Annotated in this window: 1 pseudogene; it reads left to right on the forward strand. The window is 47.8% G+C overall.

Annotated features, from left to right (window positions below):
• Positions 1 to 895, forward strand: a pseudogene (locus R7O13_RS25200) (nuclease); the annotation flags it as partial.

Below are 895 nucleotides of genomic sequence, written 5' to 3' on the forward strand. Positions count from 1 at the left end.
TCGCGAACTTTAATGGTGACGATCCTCTCGCACTACTAAAAGATGGTGAAGTTCACGACATGGTTGGCGTGATGGGTGGTGTGGCATTTGGCAAAGACGCCACTTTGGTACGCAACGGTGACGCACTGACGCCTTCTGCGACTTTCCAATCTTCTCAATGGACAACGTTAGCAAAAGACAACATTGATGGCTTGGGCGAGCTGAATGCAGCTGAGCCACCTGCAGCATTTGTGTGTGAAGTGGATGGACACGCGCCAACGTTCACATCCATTCAAGACATTCAAGGTGAAGGTGCTTCTTCGCCATTTATCGATGGTTACCCATACATTACGACAGAAGAGCATTTTGTTACTGGTGGCGTGAGCGCTGTTACTAGCGGTTTGACGAAAGGCTTCTACCTGCAAGCTATCGAGAACGATAACAACGATAAGACGTCAGAAGGTCTATTTATTCATACGAACGCCGCAGATACCGAGCTAAAGCCTGGTGACGTAGTTTGTGTGAAAGGTAAGGTTCAGGAGTACTACAGCAATACTCAGCTTTCTTCTGACGCAACCAGCTATGTAAAAACTGGCACGTCAGACATTCCATTGGTGACGCCGCTTGTGATCAAAGAAGGCGAAACTCTGCGTGATGCGTTAGAGCGCCATGAAGGGATGCAAGTGACGCTGAACTCAGCCAGTGATTTGTTTGTTACTCGCAACTTCTCTTACGATTACGATTCAAAACGTAACAACATGATGTTGTCGCACCAAGCTCCGCTCTTTAAGCCAACTCAGCTTCACGCAGCAGACAGTGCAGAAGCGGTCGCGCTAGCAAAACAAAATGCAGAGAATCGAGTTTTCCTAGAATCTGATGCCAAAGCACCGAACGGCAAAATTCCTTACTACCCTGA

The sequence above is a fragment of the Vibrio sp. Y176 genome (assembly GCF_033438945.1).